This window comes from Enterobacter cloacae complex sp. P40C2, assembly GCF_014930695.1.
Lineage (GTDB): Bacteria > Pseudomonadota > Gammaproteobacteria > Enterobacterales > Enterobacteriaceae > Enterobacter > Enterobacter pasteurii.
The window spans coordinates 86,459-106,847 of the sequence record NZ_JADBRP010000015.1 but is presented as its reverse complement, the minus strand read 5'-3'; the positions used below and the strand labels follow the sequence as shown (position 1 = coordinate 106,847).

General features: G+C 58.4%; 18 protein-coding genes. 14 read left to right on the top strand and 4 right to left on the bottom strand.

From position 1 onward, the window contains the following. Window positions 1-157 precede the first annotated feature (157 nt). From ugpB to ugpQ, 5 genes are all read left to right on the top strand, one after another. Window positions 158-1,474 carry a sn-glycerol-3-phosphate ABC transporter substrate-binding protein UgpB gene (gene ugpB / locus IM304_RS20475; RefSeq protein WP_176609289.1) on the top strand — a complete coding sequence of 439 codons (1,317 nt, stop codon included), beginning with the start codon at window positions 158-160 and terminating at the stop codon, window positions 1,472-1,474. 129 nt (window positions 1,475-1,603) lie between these two features. Beyond that, the gene (gene ugpA / locus IM304_RS20470; RefSeq protein WP_148420556.1) at window positions 1,604-2,491 is read left to right on the top strand and encodes a sn-glycerol-3-phosphate ABC transporter permease UgpA; all 888 of its coding nucleotides are present in this window, start codon (window positions 1,604-1,606) and stop codon (window positions 2,489-2,491) included. Next, a complete protein-coding gene (gene ugpE, locus IM304_RS20465) occupies window positions 2,488-3,333 on the top strand; it encodes a sn-glycerol-3-phosphate ABC transporter permease UgpE (RefSeq protein ID WP_176609291.1) in 846 nt (281 codons plus the stop codon). Before ugpA ends, ugpE begins: the two co-directional genes overlap by 4 nt. A 1-nt stretch (window position 3,334) precedes the next feature. Beyond that, window positions 3,335-4,405, top strand: a complete 1,071-nt coding sequence (locus IM304_RS20460; protein ID WP_193356552.1) for a sn-glycerol-3-phosphate import ATP-binding protein UgpC — start codon at window positions 3,335-3,337, stop codon at window positions 4,403-4,405. Next, on the top strand, window positions 4,402-5,142 hold the full coding sequence (gene ugpQ, locus IM304_RS20455) for a glycerophosphodiester phosphodiesterase (protein ID WP_193356551.1): 741 nt from the start codon (window positions 4,402-4,404) through the stop codon (window positions 5,140-5,142). The genes IM304_RS20460 and ugpQ overlap by 4 nt, the downstream gene beginning before the upstream one ends. Here the strand turns inward: ugpQ and IM304_RS20450 are convergent. After that, a complete protein-coding gene (locus IM304_RS20450; protein ID WP_193356550.1) occupies window positions 5,132-5,503 on the bottom strand; it encodes a DUF2756 family protein in 372 nt (123 codons plus the stop codon). The genes ugpQ and IM304_RS20450 overlap by 11 nt on opposite strands. A gap of 122 nt (window positions 5,504-5,625) precedes the next feature. Between IM304_RS20450 and ggt the strand changes: the two genes are divergently transcribed. Further along, window positions 5,626-7,371 carry a gamma-glutamyltransferase gene (ggt, locus tag IM304_RS20445; RefSeq protein ID WP_193356549.1) on the top strand — a complete coding sequence of 582 codons (1,746 nt, stop codon included), beginning with the start codon at window positions 5,626-5,628 and terminating at the stop codon, window positions 7,369-7,371. Between the two features lie 100 nt (window positions 7,372-7,471). On the opposite strand, the gene yhhY is transcribed toward ggt, so the two are convergent. Together yhhY and IM304_RS20435 are read right to left on the bottom strand one after the other, a co-directional pair. Next, a complete protein-coding gene (gene yhhY / locus IM304_RS20440) occupies window positions 7,472-7,960 on the bottom strand; it encodes an N-acetyltransferase (RefSeq protein ID WP_176609296.1) in 489 nt (162 codons plus the stop codon). A 220-nt stretch (window positions 7,961-8,180) separates the two neighbouring features. Continuing rightward, the gene (locus IM304_RS20435) at window positions 8,181-8,825 is read right to left on the bottom strand and encodes a polymer-forming cytoskeletal protein (RefSeq protein WP_193356548.1); all 645 of its coding nucleotides are present in this window, start codon (window positions 8,823-8,825) and stop codon (window positions 8,181-8,183) included. A 157-nt stretch (window positions 8,826-8,982) separates the two neighbouring features. Here IM304_RS20435 and IM304_RS20430 point away from each other — a divergent pair, with 157 nt between their 5' ends. From IM304_RS20430 to gntU, 5 genes are all read left to right on the top strand, one after another. Further along, window positions 8,983-10,020, top strand: coding sequence for an oxidoreductase (locus IM304_RS20430; protein WP_193356547.1), 1,038 nt, complete (start codon window positions 8,983-8,985; stop codon window positions 10,018-10,020). 123 nt (window positions 10,021-10,143) lie between these two features. After that, on the top strand, window positions 10,144-10,839 hold the full coding sequence (locus tag IM304_RS20425) for a pirin family protein (protein WP_148420563.1): 696 nt from the start codon (window positions 10,144-10,146) through the stop codon (window positions 10,837-10,839). Window positions 10,840-10,930: 91 nt separating this feature from the next. Then, window positions 10,931-11,926, top strand: a complete 996-nt coding sequence (gene gntR / locus IM304_RS20420) for a gluconate operon transcriptional repressor GntR (RefSeq protein ID WP_148420564.1) — start codon at window positions 10,931-10,933, stop codon at window positions 11,924-11,926. 126 nt (window positions 11,927-12,052) lie between these two features. Beyond that, window positions 12,053-12,580 (top strand): gluconokinase, encoded by a 528-nt coding sequence (gene gntK, locus IM304_RS20415; RefSeq protein WP_148420565.1) that lies wholly within the window; start codon window positions 12,053-12,055, stop codon window positions 12,578-12,580. Window positions 12,581-12,583: 3 nt separating this feature from the next. Then, the gene (gntU, locus tag IM304_RS20410; RefSeq protein ID WP_193356546.1) at window positions 12,584-13,924 is read left to right on the top strand and encodes a gluconate transporter; all 1,341 of its coding nucleotides are present in this window, start codon (window positions 12,584-12,586) and stop codon (window positions 13,922-13,924) included. Between the two features lie 188 nt (window positions 13,925-14,112). Here gntU and IM304_RS20405 read toward each other — a convergent pair whose 3' ends face one another. After that, the gene (locus IM304_RS20405) at window positions 14,113-14,706 is read right to left on the bottom strand and encodes a YhgN family NAAT transporter (protein ID WP_119937578.1); all 594 of its coding nucleotides are present in this window, start codon (window positions 14,704-14,706) and stop codon (window positions 14,113-14,115) included. A gap of 179 nt (window positions 14,707-14,885) precedes the next feature. Here IM304_RS20405 and asd point away from each other — a divergent pair, with 179 nt between their 5' ends. The 3 genes from asd to glgX all read left to right on the top strand — a co-directional run bounded on the left by asd (window position 14,886) and on the right by glgX (window position 20,386). Next, a complete protein-coding gene (gene asd, locus IM304_RS20400; protein WP_193356545.1) occupies window positions 14,886-15,989 on the top strand; it encodes an aspartate-semialdehyde dehydrogenase in 1,104 nt (367 codons plus the stop codon). Between the two features lie 240 nt (window positions 15,990-16,229). Next, on the top strand, window positions 16,230-18,416 hold the full coding sequence (glgB, locus tag IM304_RS20395) for a 1,4-alpha-glucan branching enzyme (RefSeq protein ID WP_148420568.1): 2,187 nt from the start codon (window positions 16,230-16,232) through the stop codon (window positions 18,414-18,416). Beyond that, window positions 18,413-20,386, top strand: a complete 1,974-nt coding sequence (gene glgX / locus IM304_RS20390) for a glycogen debranching protein GlgX (protein ID WP_193356544.1) — start codon at window positions 18,413-18,415, stop codon at window positions 20,384-20,386. The genes glgB and glgX overlap by 4 nt, the downstream gene beginning before the upstream one ends. Window positions 20,387-20,389 lie beyond the last annotated feature (3 nt).

The following is a 20,389-nucleotide window of genomic DNA, read 5'->3' as shown; positions in this document are numbered from 1 at the left end:
CCCCCCAACCCCCTTCACACAACCATCATCCCCCTGACGCTTTGCCGTCATTTATCTGTAAGCAAACGGTTATTTTTCTGTCATTCGAGCATGTCATGTTACCTCGCGAGCACAAAACGCGTGATATCGCGCATCCGGCACAATAAGAGAGATGACAATGACATCGTTACGACACACGGCTTTGGGTCTGGCAATCGGTCTGGCTTTTGCGACGAACGCAATGGCTGTGACCACCATTCCGTTCTGGCATTCCATGGAAGGGGAGTTGGGTAAAGAGGTGGATTCTCTGGCGCAGCGTTTCAACGACACCCATCCGGATTACAAAATTGTGCCGGTCTACAAAGGCAACTACGAGCAGAGCCTGAGCGCGGGCATTGCCGCCTTCCGTACCGGTAACGCACCTGCGTTGTTACAGGTGTATGAAGTGGGTACCGCGACCATGATGGCCTCCAAAGCCATCAAGCCGGTGTACGAAGTGTTTAAAGAAGCGGGTATCAGCTTTGATGAATCCCGGTTCGTGCCGACCGTGGCGGGCTATTACACCGATTCTAAAACCGGTCACCTGCTGTCGCAGCCGTTTAACAGCTCCACCCCGGTGCTGTACTACAACAAAGACGCCTTTAAAAAAGCCGGTTTAGATCCGGAGCAGCCGCCAAAAACCTGGCAGGATCTGGCGGAGTACACCGCGAAGCTGAAAGCGGCGGGGATGAAGTGCGGCTACGCCAGCGGCTGGCAGGGCTGGATCCAGATTGAAAACTTCAGCGCCTGGCACGGCCTGCCGGTAGCCACCAAAAACAACGGTTTCGACGGTACCGACGCGGTACTGGAGTTCAACAAGCCGGAGCAGGTAAAGCACATCGCGCTGCTTGAAGCCCTGAACAAGAAGGGCGATTTCAGCTACTTCGGGCGGAAGGACGAATCCACCGAGAAGTTCTACAACGGCGACTGCGCGATTACTACCGCGTCTTCCGGCTCGCTGGCCGATATCCGTCACTACGCCAAATTCAACTACGGCGTGGGCATGATGCCGTACGACGCCGACGTAAAAGGCGCGCCGCAGAACGCCATCATCGGCGGGGCAAGCCTGTGGGTGATGCAGGGTAAAGACGCCGGCACCTACAAGGGCGTGGCGGAGTTCCTCGATTTCCTGGCGAAGCCGGAAAATGCCGCCGAATGGCACCAGAAAACCGGCTATCTGCCGATCACCAAAGCCGCCTATGACCTGACCCGCGAGCAGGGCTTCTACAGCAAGAACCCAGGGGCGGACATTGCGACGCGCCAGATGCTGAACAAGCCGCCGCTGCCGTTCACCAAGGGCCTGCGCCTGGGCAACATGCCGCAGATCCGCACCATCGTTGATGAAGAGCTGGAAAGCGTGTGGACCGGGAAGAAAACGCCACAGCAGGCGCTGGATTCCGCGGTAGAGCGCGGGAATCAGCTGCTGCGCCGCTTTGAGCAGTCGACGAAGTCTTAATTAAAACCTTACCCCTCACCCTAACCCTCTCCCCCTAGGGGAGAGGGGACTGCACGGAGCCGTCTTTTCTCCCTCGCCCCTATGGGGAGAGGGCCGGGGTGAGGGGCGAAAACCTACTTGAGCTAACCTATGTCATCATCCCGTCCGGTGTTCCGTTCCCGCTGGCTGCCGTACCTGCTGGTCGCGCCGCAGCTGGTCATCACCGTTATCTTCTTTATCTGGCCTGCGGGCGAAGCGCTGTGGTACTCGGTGCAAAGCGTCGATCCGTTCGGGCTTTCCAGCCAGTTTGTCGGGCTGGATAACTTCACCGCGCTTTTTCATGACAGCTACTATCTGGACTCCTTCTGGACGACGATCGAATTCAGCGCGCTGGTCACCGTGAGCGGCCTTGTCGTCTCGCTGTTTTTCGCCGCGCTGGTGGATTACGTGGTGCGCGGCAGCCGCCTGTACCAGACGCTGATGCTGCTGCCGTACGCCGTCGCTCCGGCCGTGGCGGCCGTGCTGTGGATCTTCCTGTTTAACCCCGGCCGCGGGTTGATCACCCACTTCCTGGCCGAGCTGGGCTACGACTGGAACCACGCCCAGCACAGCGGGCAGGCGATGTTCCTGGTGGTGTTCGCCTCGGTGTGGAAGCAGATTAGCTATAACTTCCTGTTCTTCTTTGCCGCGCTGCAGTCCATCCCGCGCTCGCTGGTGGAGGCCGCCGCCATTGACGGCGCAGGCCCGATCCGCCGCTTCTTCAGGCTGTCGCTGCCGCTGATTGCCCCGGTGAGTTTCTTCCTGCTGGTGGTCAACCTGGTGTACGCCTTCTTCGACACCTTCCCGGTGATCGACGCGGCGACCGCAGGCGGACCGGTGCAGGCGACGACGACGCTTATCTATAAGATCTACCGCGAAGGCTTTGCCGGTCTGGATCTTTCGGCCTCTGCCGCCCAGTCGGTGGTGCTGATGTTCCTCGTCATCATCCTGACGGTGGTGCAGTTCCGCTATGTTGAAAGTAAGGTGCGCTACCAATGATTGAGAACCGTCGCGGGCTGACGATTTTCAGCCATACCATGCTGATTCTGGGCATTCTCGTCATCCTGTTCCCGCTGTACGTGGCGTTTGTCGCCGCCACGCTGGACACCAGGGCGGTGTTCGACACGCCGATGACGCTGATCCCGGGCACGCACCTCTTCGAGAACATGAAGACCATCTGGACCCAGGGCGTGGGCGCCAACAGCGCGCCGTTCTGGCTGATGATGCTCAACAGCTTCATCATGGCGTTCGGCATTACGGTGGGCAAAATTACCGTGTCGATGCTCTCGGCCTTCGCCATCGTCTGGTTCCGCTTTCCGCTGCGTAACCTGTTCTTCTGGATGATTTTTATCACCCTGATGCTGCCGGTGGAGGTACGTATCTTTCCCACGGTAGAGGTAATCGCCAACCTGAAGATGCTCGACAGCTACGCGGGCTTAACCCTGCCGCTGATGGCCTCCGCGACCGCCACCTTCCTGTTCCGCCAGTTCTTTATGACCCTGCCGGACGAGCTGATTGAGGCCGCGCGCATTGACGGCGCCTCGCCGATGCGCTTCTTCCGCGACATCGTGCTGCCGCTGTCGAAAACCAACCTCGCGGCGCTGTTTGTGATCACCTTTATCTACGGCTGGAACCAGTACCTGTGGCCGCTGCTGATTATTCAGGACGTCAACCTCGGCACCGCCGTGGCGGGCATCAAGGGCATGATCGCCACCGGCGAAGGCACCACCCTCTGGAACCAGGTGATGGCGGCGATGCTGCTCACCCTTATCCCCCCGGTCGTTATCGTTTTAGCCATGCAGCGTGCGTTTGTGCGTGGTTTAGTGGACAGTGAGAAATAAGATGGCAGGTTTAAAACTTCAGGCAGTCACCAAAAGCTGGGATGGTAAAACCCAGGTCATTCAGCCGCTCACCCTCGACGTGGCGGACGGGGAATTTATCGTGATGGTCGGCCCGTCCGGCTGCGGCAAATCGACGCTGCTGCGCATGGTGGCGGGGCTTGAACGCGTTACCTCTGGCGATATCTGGATCGACCGCCAGCGCGTCACCGAGATGGAGCCAAAAGATCGCGGCATCGCGATGGTGTTCCAGAACTACGCTCTCTATCCGCACATGAGCGTGGAGGAGAACATGGCGTGGGGGCTGAAAATTCGCGGGATGGGCAAAGGCCATATTGAGGCTCGCGTGAAAGAGGCGGCGCGCATTCTGGAGCTGGACGGCCTGCTCAAGCGCCGCCCGCGCGAACTCTCCGGCGGCCAGCGCCAGCGCGTGGCGATGGGGCGCGCCATCGTGCGCGATCCGGCGGTGTTCCTGTTCGACGAACCGCTCTCGAACCTCGACGCCAAGCTGCGCGTGCAGATGCGCCTGGAGCTGCAGCAGCTGCACCGCCGTCTGAAAACCACCTCCCTGTACGTAACCCACGATCAGGTTGAAGCCATGACCCTCGCCCAGCGGGTGATGGTGATGAACAAAGGCGTTGCCGAACAGATTGGCACGCCGGTGGAGGTGTACGAAAAACCGGCCAGCCGCTTCGTGGCGAGCTTTATCGGCAGCCCGGCGATGAACCTGCTGGACGGGCGAATCAATAGTGCGGGAACCCACTTTGAACTGGAAAGCGGGATGGCATTGCCCATCAACTGGTACTATCGTGGCTACGCCGGGCGTAAGATGACGCTCGGTATCCGCCCGGAGCATATTGGTTTAACCTCTCAGGCGGAGGGCGGCGTGCCGCTGGTGATGGACACGCTGGAGATGCTGGGCGCGGACAACCTGGCGCACGGACGCTGGGGCGAGCAAAAGCTGGTGGTGCGTCTGCCGCATCAGGAGCGCCCGAAAGCAGGCAGCACGCTGTGGCTGCATATGCCGGAAAATCACCTGCACTTATTTGATGGTGAAACAGGACAACGAGTATGAGCAACTGGCCTTATCCCCGCATCGTCGCCCACCGTGGCGGCGGTAAGCTGGCGCCGGAAAACACCCTGGCGGCAATTGATGCTGGCGCACGCTTCGGCCACACGATGATCGAGTTTGACGCCAAGCTGTCGAAAGACGGCGAAATTTTTCTGCTGCATGACGACAACCTTGAACGTACCAGCAACGGCTGGGGCGTGGCGGGTGAACTGCCGTGGCGCGATCTGCTGAAGGTGGACGCCGGAAGCTGGTACAGCAGCGAATTTAAGGGCGAGCCGCTGCCGCTGCTGGCGGAAGTGGCGGACCGCTGTCGTCAGCACGGCATGATGGCCAATATCGAAATCAAACCGACCACCGGCACCGGGCCGCTGACGGGCAAAGTCATCGCGCTGACCGCGCGCGAGCTGTGGGAAGGGATGACCGCGCCGCTGCTGTCATCGTTTGACGTTGACGCGCTGGCAGCGGCGCAGGAAGCGGCACCGGAGCTGCCCCGCGGGCTGCTGCTGGACGAGTGGCGCGAAGACTGGCGCGAGCTGACGACCCGCTTAGGCTGCGTGTCGATCCACCTCAACCACACGCTGCTGGATGAGACGCGCGTGACGGCGCTGAAGGCGGCCGGTCTGCGCATTCTGGTGTATACCGTCAACAAACCCCAGCGCGCGGCCGAACTGCTGCGCTGGGGCGTGGACAGCATCTGCACCGATGCGATTGATCGGATCGGGCCGAACTTTACTTATTAAGCATGCTGCCGTTCTGCTGGGTCGGCAGCATATGCTGCTGACCGCCGCTTTGCGACATCCCGCCTCCTAACATCCCGCCGTTTGAATTGGGCAGCGGCTGCTCGCGCATCTGGCCCTGCTGGACGCGCTGGGTGTTGGCGTTCATCTGGCTTTGCAGGTGCTGCTGCTGCACCTGCGTCTGCGTTTTTAACTGCTGATTGAGCATCCCTTTCTGCTGCTGTTGCTGGCTCATCATCTCCGTCTGCATGCGCTGCTGGCTCGGGATCACGTAGCCCGGCTGGTTCGGGTTGTTCAGCGTGTTGAGCGGCTGTGCGAACGCGGCGAACGGGAGCAGCGCGATCAGGATCGGTAATCGTTTCATGGTTATCTCCTCCTTTGAGGCTTCTCTTAAGTGTACTCCGATTCCACCATAACGATGATTTTTTAGGAGTTGTGAACCAGGCTTAAGCGGGGAATATGGGCCCCTTCACCTGGAGAACAATAATGATGAAACCAACCTTTTTGCGCTGGGTCGCCATCGCTGCGCTGATGGCAGGGGGTACATTTACCGTGGCGGCCAATCCGCCCGCCGCGCCTCCGGTGTCGTACGGCGTGGAGGAGGACGTTTTCCACCCCGTGCGGGCAACGCACGGCATGGTGGCCTCGGTTGACGCGCTGGCGACGCAGGTGGGCGTTGATATGCTTAAGCAGGGGGGCAACGCGGTGGATGCGGCGGTCGCGGTAGGGTACGCGCTGGCCGTAACGCACCCGCAGGCGGGGAATCTGGGCGGCGGCGGGTTTATGCTGCTGCGCACCAAAGACGGCAAAACCACGGCCATCGACTTCCGCGAAATGGCGCCCGGCCAGGCCACGCGCGATATGTTCCTCGACGAACAGGGCAACCCTGACAGCAAAAAATCCCTGACCTCGCACCTTGCGTCCGGCACGCCGGGCACCGTTGCGGGCTTCTCGCTGGCGCTGGAAAAATACGGCACCATGCCGCTGAACAAGGTGGTCCAGCCTGCCATTAAGCTGGCGCGCGACGGCTTCGTGGTCAACGACGCGCTGGCGGACGATCTCAAAACCTACGGCAGCGAAGTCATTCCGAACCATGAAAACAGCAAAGCTATTTTCTGGAAAGACGGCGAGCCGCTGAAGAAGGGCGACAGGCTGGTGCAGAAGAACCTGGCAACCAGCCTGGAGCGCATTGCGGAGCACGGCCCGGACGCTTTCTATAAAGGGGCGATAGCCGACCAGATTGCCAGTGAAATGCAAAAGAACGGCGGGCTGATTACCAAAGCGGATCTGGCGGAATACAGGGCGGTGGAGCGCGAGCCGATTAGCGGCACCTATCGCGGGTATGAGGTGTTCTCCATGCCGCCGCCGTCGTCCGGCGGTATTCACATCGTGCAGATCCTCAACATTCTTGAAAACTTCGATATGCACAAGTTTGGCTTCGGCAGCGCGGACGCCATGCAGGTGATGGCCGAGGCGGAAAAACGCGCCTACGCGGACCGCTCGGAATACCTTGGTGACCCGGACTTTGTGAAGGTGCCCTGGCAGGCGCTAACCAACAAAGCCTATGCCAAATCGATTGCCGATGGGATCGACATCAACAAGGCGAAGCCGTCGAGCGAGATCCGCCCCGGCAAGCTGGCACCATATGAAAGCAACCAGACCACGCACTTCTCGGTGGTGGATAAAGACGGTAACGCGGTAGCGGTAACCTATACGCTCAACACCACGTTCGGGACCGGGATTGTGGCGGGCAACAGCGGTATTCTGCTGAATAACGAGATGGATGACTTCTCCGCCAAGCCGGGCGTGCCGAACGTGTACGGACTGGTGGGCGGAGACGCTAACGCCGTGGGGCCGAAGAAGCGTCCGCTGTCGTCCATGTCGCCCACCATCGTGGTGAAAGACGGGAAAACCTGGCTGGTGACGGGTAGCCCTGGCGGCAGCCGTATTATCACCACCGTGCTGCAAATGGTGGTAAACAGCATTGATTTTGGCATGAACGTGGCGGAAGCGACCAATGCGCCGCGCTTCCACCACCAGTGGCTGCCGGACGAGCTGCGCGTGGAGAAGGGCTTTAGCCCGGATACCCTGAAGCTGCTGGAGCAGCGCGGACAGAAGGTGGCGGTGAAGGAGGCGATGGGCAGCACCCAGAGCATTATGGTCGGGCCGGACGGGGCGCTGTTTGGCGCGTCGGACCCGCGTTCGGTGGATGATTTAACGGCGGGATATTGAGGGCTCCCCTCACCCTAACCCTCTCCCCATAGGGGAGAGGGGATTGCACGGTGTGGTCTTTTCTCCCTCGCCCCTTTGGGGAGAGGGTCGGGGTGAGGGGTTACTTCATCCGCGCCATATAGTACGCGTCCACATACTCACCGTTGCGCAGCGCAAAGCGCTTTCCGGTCCCCTCAATCTCAAAACCGTGCTTTTTGTACACCGCAATGGCCGGTTCGTTATCAACAAACACCGTCAGCTCAATGCGATCGACGCGCAGCCAGTTGTCGCACATATCGATCATGGTGCGCATCAGGGCGCTGGCGACGCCACGGTTTTGCCACTGCGCGCCCACGCTGATGCCAAAATCGGCAACGTGGCTGCGGCGCGGACGTGGTGCAACCGCAAGGCACAGGTGTCCGGCAACGGTGCCGTCGATACAGGCGACCAGCTGTTTAATGCCCGGCTGGTCGGCGAGCCGCTCCTGCCACATCTGCTCTGAGGGATGAGGAACCTGTAGCGTGTTGTGATACACCTCCGGCTGGGCGTGGATCTGACGAATGGCGTCATAATCTTTCGGTTCAGCGTGGCGTATCACTATCTCACTCATTCCTTCATCCTCGGTCAGTTAAAAGTCCCTTCCAACATCAATGACTTTAAATTTCGAGTCAATCGCTATTTTTTGCAAAAAGTGTTGGACAAGTGCGAATGAGAATGATTATTATTGCTCTGCGTTCAGGAAGACCCCTGCGGTAACCTGAAAGCACGACATTGCTCACATTGCTTCCAGTATTACTTTAGCCAGCTTCTAGCTGGCTTTTTTTTGCTTTTTATTTGGCAAGCTCGCACGCTTCAGGTGCGTTAGCAGGGATGTCCTTGATCAGGCCTACGACGTTGTTCTTTTCGATAGCGGCGGGCAGCATCTCGGCAATACCGGAAAAGATCCCCCCTTTTTTAACGGCCAGCGCGCGGTAGGAAAGCGTTCCCGTCAGCTCACCGTTTTCGCATATTTCTATGGCGTCACTGTGGCATTCACCGATGACGGTCCCGTCAATAATCAGCTCCCGGCAGGTGATGTTTCCCTCAACCCGCCCCCCGCGCATGATTTTGATCAGACTCTGTTCGGAAGCAATGTTGCCGATGAGCTCACCGTGCACGTAGACGTGACCAGTCGAAACGATATTGCCTTCAACGCGGACGTCAGTCGCAATCACCGTGGTACCGTGCTTCTCGGTGGCGGTAGGTTCTTTCTCCAGGACAGGTGGCGACGGCAGGGGATTTGGCACCTTGATATCATTCATTTTGTTCTTCTTAAACATAACGTTTCCCAGGTTGATAAGCAGGGGGAGAGTGAAGGCCAGTACAGATAATGCTGCGAAGAGCCATGCGAGTTGCCAGGCGGCATAGCACCAGGCGAGAAGCGCCAGCAGCCAGAAGAGAAGCGCACTGTTTAACGCGAGATATTTCCTTTCCATAGGAATGGGCGCGACTCCCTTCGCGAGCATAGATTTGACCTTCACCTTATCGTGTTTTTTAGCAGCACGGTCAAGGCAACTGCCGCCATTTTAGGATTCTTTAGGTCAAATTTATCGCTATAGTGAAAACAGAAACCTGATAACAAAGGACGGAACCATGACCCTGAACTGTGCATTTATTGGATTTGGTAAAAGCACTACCCGCTATCACCTTCCGTATGTTCTCAACCGTAAAGACAGCTGGCACGTTGCCCATATCTACCGCCGCAGCGCGAAGCCGGAAGAGCAGTCTCCGCAGTATTCCCATATTCATTTCACCAGCGATCTTGATGAGGTACTGGGCGACCCGCAGGTTAAACTGGTCATCGTCTGCACCCATGCCGACAGCCACTTCGACTATGCGAAACGTGCGCTCGAGGCGGGCAAAAACGTGCTGGTGGAAAAACCGTTCACCCCGACCATCGCCGAAGCGAAGGAACTGTTCGCGCTGGCGAAGAGCAAGGGGCTGACCGTCACGCCGTATCAGAACCGCCGCTTTGACGGCTGCTTCCTGACGGCGAAAAAGGCGATAGAGAGCGGCAAGCTCGGCGACATCGTGGAAATCGAAAGCCACTTCGATTACTACCGCCCGGTGGCGGAAACCAAACCCGGCCTGCCGCAGGACGGTTCCTTCTACGGTCTTGGTGTGCACACCATGGACCAGATCATTTCCCTGTTTGGCCGACCGGACCACGTGGCGTACGACATTCGCAGCCTGCGCAATAAAGCCAACCCGGATGACACCTTCGAGGCGCAGCTGTTCTACGGTGACCTGAAAGCCATCGTCAAAACCAGCCATCTGGTGAAAATCGACTACCCGAAATTTATCGTTCACGGCACCAGAGGCTCGTTTATCAGGTACGGCATCGACCAGCAGGAGACCAGCCTGAAGGCTAATATCATGCCCGGCGAACCGGGTTTTGCCGCGGACGATTCCGCAGGCGTGCTCGAGTATGTGAACGATGAGGGCGTAACGGTCAGAGAAGAGCTGAAGCCCGAAGCCGGTGACTATGGCCGCGTCTATGATGCGCTGTATGAAACCCTCACCAATGGCGCGCCGAATTACGTCAAGGAATCTGACGTTTTCACCAACCTGGAAATCCTTGAACGCGCCTTCGAACAGGCGTCTCCTGCCACGATAACCCTTGCCAGATAAGCAAAAACGGCTCCTCTGAACTTGTTCATAAATTTTGAACAGAGGAGTCAATTTTCACCCTCTATGATCCCAGACGGTTTGCGTCCACACTTACTCCATCGAAACGAACTGAGGGTGAAAACAATGATCTACTTACGCAAAGCAAACGAACGTGGTCACGCAAATCATGGCTGGCTGGACTCATGGCATTCATTCTCGTTTGCCGACTATTATGACCCGAACTTCATGGGCTTCTCCGCGCTGCGCGTCATTAACGATGACGTGATTGATGCAGGCCAGGGCTTCGGTACCCACCCGCACAAGGATATGGAAATTTTGACCTACGTACTGGAAGGGGCGGTTGAGCACCAGGACAGCATGGGCAATAAAGAGCAGGTTCCGGCGGGCGAGTTCCAGATTATGAGCGCTGGCACCGGGGTGCGTCACTCCGAGTACAACCCGAGCAAAACGGAAAAACTGCACCTGTATCAGATCTGGATCATTCCGGAAGAAACCGGCATCACGCCGCGCTACGAGCAGCGCCGCTTCGACGCGAAACAGGGCAAACAGCTGGTGCTCTCTCCGGATGCGCGTGAAGGTTCCCTGAAGGTGCATCAGGATATGGAGCTGTACCGCTGGGCGCTGGCGAAAGATGAACAGTCCGTACACCAGATTGCCGCCAACCGCCGCGTGTGGATCCAGGTGGTGAAGGGCGACGTGACCATTAACGGCACCAAAGCCACAACCGCAGATGGTCTGGCTATCTGGGACGAGCAGGCGCTCTCCGTGCATGCCGACAGCGAAAGCGAAATCCTGCTGTTTGACCTGCCGCCGGTCTAAATAATTTCTCAACCTTCCCTTTAAACGGGGAAGGTTGAGCTTTGTCCGTGATAAACTGAGCAAATCTCTCACTTCAAGATTTCTCAGGACGATGAAAAAGAAACGCCCCGTACTTCAGGATGTCGCCGATCGCGTCGGTGTGACCAAAATGACGGTCAGCCGCTTTTTACGTAACCCGGAACAGGTTTCCGTCGCGTTGCGTGGCAAGATTGCCGCAGCCCTTGATGAACTGGGTTATATCCCCAACCGCGCCCCCGATATTCTCTCCAATGCGACCAGCCGTGCGGTGGGCGTCCTGCTTCCTTCCTTAACTAACCAGGTTTTCGCCGAAGTGCTGCGCGGCATCGAAAGCGTCACCGATGCGTTTGGTTATCAGACCATGCTCGCGCACTATGGGTACAAGCCGGAACTGGAGGAAGAACGTCTTGAATCGATGCTCTCCTGGAACATCGATGGCCTGATTTTAACGGAGCGTACCCACACTGCCCGCACGCTGAAAATGATCGAAGTGGCGGGCATTCCGGTGGTGGAGCTGATGGACAGCCAGTCGCCGTGCCTCGACATTGCCGTTGGGTTCGATAACTTCGAAGCGGCGCGGCAGATGACCGCGGCCATTATCGCCCGCGGCCACCGGCACATCGCTTACCTGGGTGCACGTCTGGATGAACGTACTATCATCAAACAGAAAGGATACGAGCAGGCGATGCTCGACGCCGGTTTGATCCCGTACAGCGTGATGGTGGAGCAATCCTCATCCTACACCTCGGGTATTGAGCTGATGCGCCAGGCGCGACGCGAGTATCCGCAACTGGACGGTATTTTCTGTACCAACGATGACCTTGCGGTCGGCGCGGCGTTTGAGTGCCAGCGTCTGGGGCTGAAGATCCCTGACGATATGGCGATTGCCGGATTCCACGGCCACGACATTGGTCAGGTGATGGAGCCGCGCCTGGCGAGCGTCCTGACCCCGCGTGAACGCATGGGCCGCATCGGTGCAGAACGCCTGCTGGCGCGCATTCGTGGTGAGGCAGTTACCCCTAAAATGTTAGATTTAGGTTTCACCTTGTCACCGGGTGGATCTATTTAATCCGACAAATTTGAAGTAGCTCACACTTATTCACTTCGCGCACGTTTGGATATTGCTTCTCTTTTGCCCCGGCAGGACAATGTTACCGATAACTGTTACCCGTAACAATTGACTGAGGGACACCCTTTGAGCACGACTAATCACGATCACCACGTTTACGTCCTGATGGGCGTGTCCGGTAGCGGTAAATCTGCCGTGGCGAGCGAAGTGGCGCATCAACTCCAGGCTGCGTTTCTTGATGGCGACTTCCTCCATCCGCGCAGCAACATCACCAAAATGGCCGCCGGCGAGCCGCTGAACGACGACGACCGCAAACCGTGGCTGCAGGCGCTGAATGACGCCGCGTTCGCGATGCAGCGTACCAACAAAGTTTCCCTGATCGTCTGCTCCGCGCTGAAAAAAACCTATCGCGATCTGCTGCGCGACGGCAACCCGAACCTCTCCTTCATCTATCTGAAGGGTGATTTCGAGGTAATTGAAAGCCGTCTGAAGGCGCGTAAGGGCCACTTCTTCAAAACCCAGATGCTGGTGACGCAGTTCGAAGCGCTGCAGGAGCCGGGTGCTGACGAGCAGGATGTCCTGGTGGTTGATATCGATCAGCCGCTGGAAGGTGTTGTAGCCAGCACCATCGAGGTTATCAATAAAAGGCAATAAGTTTTGAGTACATTAACGCTTGTTTTGACAGCAGTGGGTTCCGTTTTACTGCTGCTGTTTTTAGTGATGAAGGCGCGTATGCACGCTTTCGTTGCTTTGATGGTGGTTTCTATTGGTGCAGGTCTCTTTTCCGGCATGCCGCTCGACAAGATCGCCGCGACGATGGAAAAAGGGATGGGCGGCACGCTGGGCTTCCTGGCCATTGTGGTCGCGCTGGGCGCGATGTTTGGCAAGATCCTGCACGAGACGGGCGCGGTCGACCAGATTGCCGTCAAGATGCTGAAATCCTTCGGCCACAGCCGCGCGCACTACGCGATTGGCCTCGCTGGCCTGATTTGCGCGCTGCCGCTGTTCTTTGAGGTGGCCGTGGTGCTGCTGATTAGCGTAGCGTTCTCCATGGCGCGCCATACCGGCACTAACCTTGTGAAGCTGGTCATTCCGCTGTTTGCGGGTGTGGCGGCAGCCGCGGCGTTTCTGCTGCCGGGGCCTGCGCCGATGCTGCTGGCTTCCCAGATGCACGCCGACTTTGGCTGGATGATCCTGATTGGCCTGTGCGCGGCAATCCCGGGGATGATTATCGCCGGTCCGCTGTGGGGCAACTTCATCAGCCGCTACGTCGAGCTGCACATTCCTGACGACATCACCGAGCCGCACCTGGGCGAGGGCAAAATGCCGTCCTTCGGCTTCAGCCTGTCGCTGATCCTGCTGCCGCTGGTGCTGGTGGGGCTGAAAACCATTGCCGCCCGCTTTGTGCCTGAAGGCTCTACCGCCTATGAATGGTTTGAGTTTATCGGTCATCCGTTTACCGCGATCCTGGTGGCGTGTCTGGTGGCAATTTACGGCCTGGCGATGCGTCAGGGCATGCCGAAAGACCGCGTGATGGAGATCTGCGGTGCTGCGCTGCAGCCTGCGGGCATCATTCTGCTGGTGATCGGTGCCGGTGGCGTGTTCAAGCAGGTGCTGGTTGATTCCGGCGTGGGTCCTGCTCTGGGTGAAGCGCTGACCGGAATGGGCCTGCCGATTGCGGTGACCTGCTTCGTGCTGGCCGCGGCGGTACGTATCATTCAGGGCTCCGCGACCGTTGCCTGTTTAACGGCCGTAGGCCTGGTGATGCCGGTGATTGAGCAGCTGAACTACTCCGGTGCGCAGATGGCGGCGCTGTCTATCTGCATCGCGGGCGGTTCGATTGTGGTATCGCACGTGAACGACGCAGGCTTCTGGCTGTTCGGTAAATTTACCGGCGCGACCGAAGCGCAAACCCTGAAAACCTGGACGCTGATGGAAACCATCCTCGGCACGACGGGTGCGGTTGTCGGGATGATTGCGTTTACGCTGCTGAGCTAACCCTGGTTTTCTCCTTCTCCCTGTGGGAGAGGGTTGGGGGTGAGGGCAACAGGCCGCAGAGATCTTATTTTGTCGGGTGGCGGCTTCGCCTTACCCGACCTACAAGTCACTCCGGTTTTCTCCCTCTCCCACGGGGAGAGGGAGCAACCACTAAAAACGGCAATCGAAGATTGCCGTTTTGCTTTTACCTAGCCCTTCATCCACGCCCGTATCCCGTCCAGGAACATCTGCGTCGCCATCATCACCAGAATCAGCCCCATCAGACGCTCCAGCGCGTTCACCCCTTTTTCGCCCAGCAGGCGCAGGAACAGCGACGACTGCAGCAGAATAATGAACGTTCCGCCCCAGGCGATCAGCAGGGCAATGACCAGGTGGCTCATCTGATTCGGGTACTGATGCGACAGCAGCATCAATGTGGCCAGAATCGTCGGCCCGGCAACCAGGGGAATCGCCAGCGGCACGATAAACGGCTCTTCACCCGCAGGCAGGCCGCTGCTGCTGCCTTCCGCGCTCGGGAAAATCATCTTAATGGCAATCAGGAACAGAATAATCCCGCCGGAAATCGAAACCGTTTCAGCGCGTAAGTTCAGGAACGCGAGGATTTTTTCACCGGCGAACAGGAAGATGAACATCACCACCAGGGCGATGAGCAGCTCGCGGATCATGATCGCCCGGCGGCGCTTCGGCTCGGTGTGTTTCAGCACCGACATGAAGATCGGCAGGTTTCCGAGTGGATCCATAATCAGGATCAATAAAACCGCGGCGGAAATGATTTCACTCATCTTTAAATTATCCCTGAGTCTTAGTAGTGTTATTCCGATGATTAGCACTTTTTCTGATAGCCGGGCAATCATCGATTAATTTCGCTTGCGACTTTGGCAGCATTTTGTAATGTGAAGCATATCCCAGTTCAATACTGGCTTGCACAATCAGCACACACCCCTTGCAGGAAAAAAATGCTATGAAAAACGTTGGTTTTATCGGCTGGCGCGGTATGGTCGGCTCTGTACTCATGCAACGCATGGTTGAAGAGCGCGATTTCGACGCCATCCGCCCGGTCTTCTTCTCTACTTCACAGCTCGGCCAGGCTGCACCGTCCTTTGGTGGTACCACAGGCACGTTGCAGGATGCTTACGATCTGGAAGCGCTGAAGGCACTCGACATTATTGTGACCTGCCAGGGCGGCGATTATACCAACGATATTTATCCGAAGCTGCGTGAAAGCGGCTGGCAGGGCTACTGGATTGACGCGGCCTCTTCGCTGCGTATGAAAGACGATGCCATCATCATTCTCGACCCGGTTAACCAGGACGTCATCACCGACGGCCTGAATAACGGCGTGAAAACCTTTGTCGGCGGCAACTGCACCGTCAGCCTGATGCTGATGTCCCTCGGCGGCCTGTTCGCCCAGGATCTGGTGGAGTGGGTTTCCGTGGCGACCTACCAGGCGGCATCCGGCGGCGGCGCGCGCCATATGCGCGAGCTGCTGACGCAGATGGGCCAGCTGCACCAGAGCGTTGCGACCGAGCTGGCCGACCCGGCTTCCGCGATTCTGGACATCGAGCGCAAAGTCACCCAGCTGACCCGCAGCGGCGAGCTGCCGGTCGATAACTTTGGCGTACCGCTGGCCGGCGGTCTGATCCCGTGGATCGACAAACAGCTGGATAACGGCCAGACCCGCGAAGAGTGGAAGGGCCAGGCTGAGACCAACAAAATCCTCGCTACCGCGAACACCATTCCGGTCGACGGCCTGTGCGTGCGTATCGGCGCGCTGCGCTGCCACAGCCAGGCCTTCACCATTAAACTGAAAAAAGATGTGTCTATTCCGACCGTGGAAGAGCTGCTCGCCGCACACAACCCGTGGGCGAAAGTGGTGCCAAACGATCGTGATATCACCATGCGCGAGCTGACTCCGGCAGCCGTCACCGGCACGCTGACCACGCCGGTTGGCCGTCTGCGTAAGCTGAACATGGGCCCGGAGTACCTCTCCGCGTTCACCGTTGGCGACCAGCTGCTGTGGGGTGCCGCCGAGCCGCTGCGCCGCATGCTGCGCCAGCTGGCGTAATACTTTGTTAAACACGGGGGGTGATTATCGCCCCCCTTTTTGTGCGTACTACATGGAGTAAAACGCAGATGTCTTATTTTTTATCAGGAGGAACCTCGTCGTTGGCTATGCTTTAAGGAAGATTTATTTCTCACCTGAGGGTAGGACGGAGCAGAGAGGATGAGCTGCACCGTTTAGGTCACATTAAAAGTCGTCCCGGAGCGAGTAAAAAGGGCGACATAAAAAAACAGGATGAATACCATGTCCGATCGTATTTCGAGAGACGTGATTAATGCGCTTATTGCGGGTCATTTTGCCGACCCCTTTTCTGTGCTAGGGATGCACCGTACAGAGGCCGGGCTGGAAGTTCGCGCGCTGTTACCGGATGCAACAGAAGTATGGGTTATCGAACCCAAAACCGGCCGCAAGGTGGGTAATCTGGAATGCCTCGACTCGCGTGGCTTCTTCTCGGGCGTCATGCCTCGTCGTAAAAACCCCTTTCGTTATCAGCTTGCCGTCATCTGGCACGGTCAGCAGAACCTGATTGACGACCCCTATAGCTTTGGTCCGCTCTTGAAAGAGATGGATGCCTGGCTGCTGTCCGAAGGCACCCATCTGCGGCCTTATGAAACGCTGGGTGCCCATGCGGATACCATGGATGGTATTACCGGCACGCGGTTTGCCGTATGGGCGCCAAACGCCCGGCGCGTCTCCGTCGTCGGGCAGTTCAACTACTGGGACGGCCGCCGCCACCCCATGCGCCTGCGCCGGGAAACCGGCATCTGGGAGCTGTTCATCCCCGGGGCGCATAACGGTCAGCTCTACAAGTTCGAGATGATCGATGCCAACGGCAAGCTGCGTATTAAATCTGACCCGTACGCCTTTGAAGCGGAGCTGCGCCCGAATACCGCCTCTCTTATTTGCGGCCTGCCGGAGAAGGTGGTCCAGACGGAGGAGCGCAAGCAGGCTAACCGCTTCGACGCGCCAATCTCCGTTTATGAGGTGCATCTCGGCTCCTGGCGCCGCCACACCGATGACAACTTCTGGCTGAGCTATCGCGAGCTGGCTGACCAGCTGGTACCGTACGCCAAATGGATGGGCTTTACCCATCTGGAGCTGCTGCCGATCAACGAACACCCCTTCGACGGAAGCTGGGGCTATCAGCCCACCGGAATGTACGCGCCTACCCGCCGCTTCGGCACGCGCGATGACTTCCGCTATTTCGTTGATGCCGCGCACGCCGCTGGTCTGAACGTCATTCTCGACTGGGTGCCGGGCCACTTCCCGTCGGATGATTTTGCGCTGGCCGAGTTCGACGGCACGAAGCTGTACGAGCACAGCGACCCGCGCGAAGGCTATCACCAGGACTGGAATACGCTGATCTACAACTACGGGCGGCGTGAGGTAGCGAACTACCTGGTCGGGAACGCGCTCTACTGGATCGAGCGCTTCGGCATTGATGCCCTGCGCGTGGATGCGGTGGCGTCGATGATCTATCGCGACTATAGCCGCAAAGAGGGCGAGTGGATCCCGAACGAGTATGGCGGTCGCGAGAACCTGGAAGCGATTGAGTTTCTTCGCAACACCAACCGCATTATCGGCGAGCAGGTCGACGGTGCCGTGACCATGGCGGAAGAGTCCACCGACTTCCCGGGCGTTTCGCGTCCGCCGTCAACGGGCGGCCTGGGCTTCTGGTACAAGTGGAACCTTGGCTGGATGCACGACACGCTCGACTACATGAAGCTCGATCCGGTTTATCGTCAGTATCATCACGACAAGCTCACCTTCGGGCTGCTCTACAACTACACCGAAAACTTCATGCTGCCGCTGTCGCACGATGAAGTGGTGCACGGCAAAAAATCCATTCTCGACCGCATGCCGGGCGACGCGTGGCAGAAGTTTGCCAACCTGCGCGCCTACTACGGCTGGATGTTTGCCTTCCCGGGCAAAAAGCTGCTGTTTATGGGCAACGAGTTTGCCCAGGGGCGCGAGTGGAACCACGACTCCAGCCTCGACTGGCATCTGCTGGAAGGCGCTGACAACTGGCACCACGGCGTGCAGCGTCTGGTCCGCGATCTGAACCTGACCTACCGCCATCACAAAGCGCTGCACGAGCTGGACTTCGATCCGTATGGCTTTGAGTGGCTGGTGGTGGACGACCACGCGCGCTCGGTGTTTGTCTTTGTGCGTCGTGACAAAGCGGGTAACGAGATCGTCGTTGCCAGCAACTTCACGCCGGTACCGCGTGAGCACTACCGCTTCGGCATTAACCAGCCGGGCAAATGGCGTGAAATTCTCAATACCGACTCCATGCACTACCACGGCAGCAACGCCGGTAACGGTGGCCTGGTGCAGAGCGACGCCATCGAAAGCCACGGTCGTCCGAACTCCCTCAGCCTGACGCTGCCGCCGCTTAGCACCATCTGGCTGGTGCGGGAGGGAGAATGACGCAGCTTACGGCAGGTAAACCCGAACCGCTCGGGGCGAGTTTTGACGGAAAGGGGGTGAACTTCACGCTCTTTTCTGCTCACGCGGAGCGGGTGGAACTCTGCGTGTTTGACGGGGAAGGTAACGAGCATCGTTACGATTTACCGGCGCGCACGGGAGATACCTGGCATGGCTACCTGGCCGGAGGACGGCCGGGGATGCACTACGGTTTTCGCGTTCACGGCCCCTGGGCACCTTCTCAGGGGCACTGGTTTAACCCGGCGAAGCTGCTGATTGACCCGTGTGCCCACCGCGTGGACGGCGAGTTTAAAGACGACCCGCTGTTCCACGTCGGCTACGGTGAACCCGACCACCGCGACAGCGCGTCCGTCGCGCCCAAAAGCGTGGTGGTGCACGATCTCTACGACTGGGAAGACGATGCCCCACCGCGCACGCCGTGGGGCAATACCGTCATTTATGAAGCTCACGTCAAAGGGCTGACGTATCTGCACCCGTCGATCCCGAAAGAGATGCGCGGCACCTATAAGGCGCTTGGGCATCCGACGATGGTCGCCTACCTGAAGCAGCTGGGCATTACCGCGCTGGAGCTGCTGCCGGTGGCGCATTTCGCCAGCGAGCCGCGCCTTCAGCGTCTTGGGTTAAGTAACTACTGGGGCTACAACCCGCTGGCGATGTTCGCCCTTGAACCGCGCTACGCGGTGCATCCGGAGAAGGCGCGGGATGAGTTTCGCGACGCGGTGAAAGCGCTTCACGCGGCGGGAATTGAGGTCATTCTCGACGTGGTGTTAAACCACAGCGCGGAAAGCGATCTGGACGGCCCGACGCTCTCACAGCGCGGAATCGATAACCGTAGCTATTATTGGATCAGGGAAGACGGCGACTACGAGAACTGGACCGGCTGTGGTAACACGCTCAACCTTAGCCATCCGGCAGTCACGCATTACGCGTACGAGTGCCTGAAGTACTGGGTTGAGACGTTCCACGTGGACGGCTTTCGTTTTGACCTGGCGCCGGTGATGGGGCGTACCCCGGCATTCAGCCAGCAGGCGCCGCTGTTTGAGGCGATAAAAAACTGCCCGGTACTTTCACAGGTGAAGCTCATCGCGGAGCCGTGGGATATCGGCGAGGGCGGTTATCAGGTGGGGAACTTCCCGCCGCTGTTTGCCGAGTGGAACGATCACTTCCGCGACGCCGTCCGCCGCTTCTGGCTGGCGCGCGATCTGTCGCTGGGAGAGTTCGCCAGCCGCTTTGCCGGCTCCAGCGATCTCTTTAAGCGTGACGGAAAACGTCCGTCGGCCACCGTCAATCTGGTAACGGCGCACGACGGTTTCACGCTGCGCGACTGCGTTTGTTTCAATCAGAAACACAATGAGGCAAACGGCGAGGAGAATCGCGATGGCACTAACAATAACCATAGCTTCAATCATGGTATAGAAGGGTTAGGCGGAAGTCTGGACGTGATCGAGCGGCGACGCGCCAGCGTTCATGCGCTGCTGACGACGCTTTTGCTGTCGCAGGGCACGCCGATGCTGCTGGCGGGCGATGAGCACGGCCATAGCCAGCACGGCAACAACAACGCCTATTGCCAGGACAATACCCTGACCTGGCTCGACTGGGGAGAAGCGAACAGCGGGTTGATCCATTTCACCGCGGCGCTGATCCATCTTCGCCAGCACATTCCCGCGCTTACCGCCGATCGCTGGTGGGAAGAAGGCGACGGCAACGTTCGCTGGCTGAATCAAGACGCGCAACCGTTAAGCGCGCAAGAGTGGCAACACGGCGTACCGCGCCTGCAGATCCTGCTTTCGGATCGCTGGCTGGTTACGCTCAACGCGACGGATGACGTCGCAGAGATTGTTTTACCTGACGGGGAATGGCGAGCCGTTCCTCCCTTTGCCGGAGCGGATAATCCGGTAGTTATGGCTGTCTGGCACGGGCCTGCGCACGGAGTGTGCGTATTCCAAAGATGATAA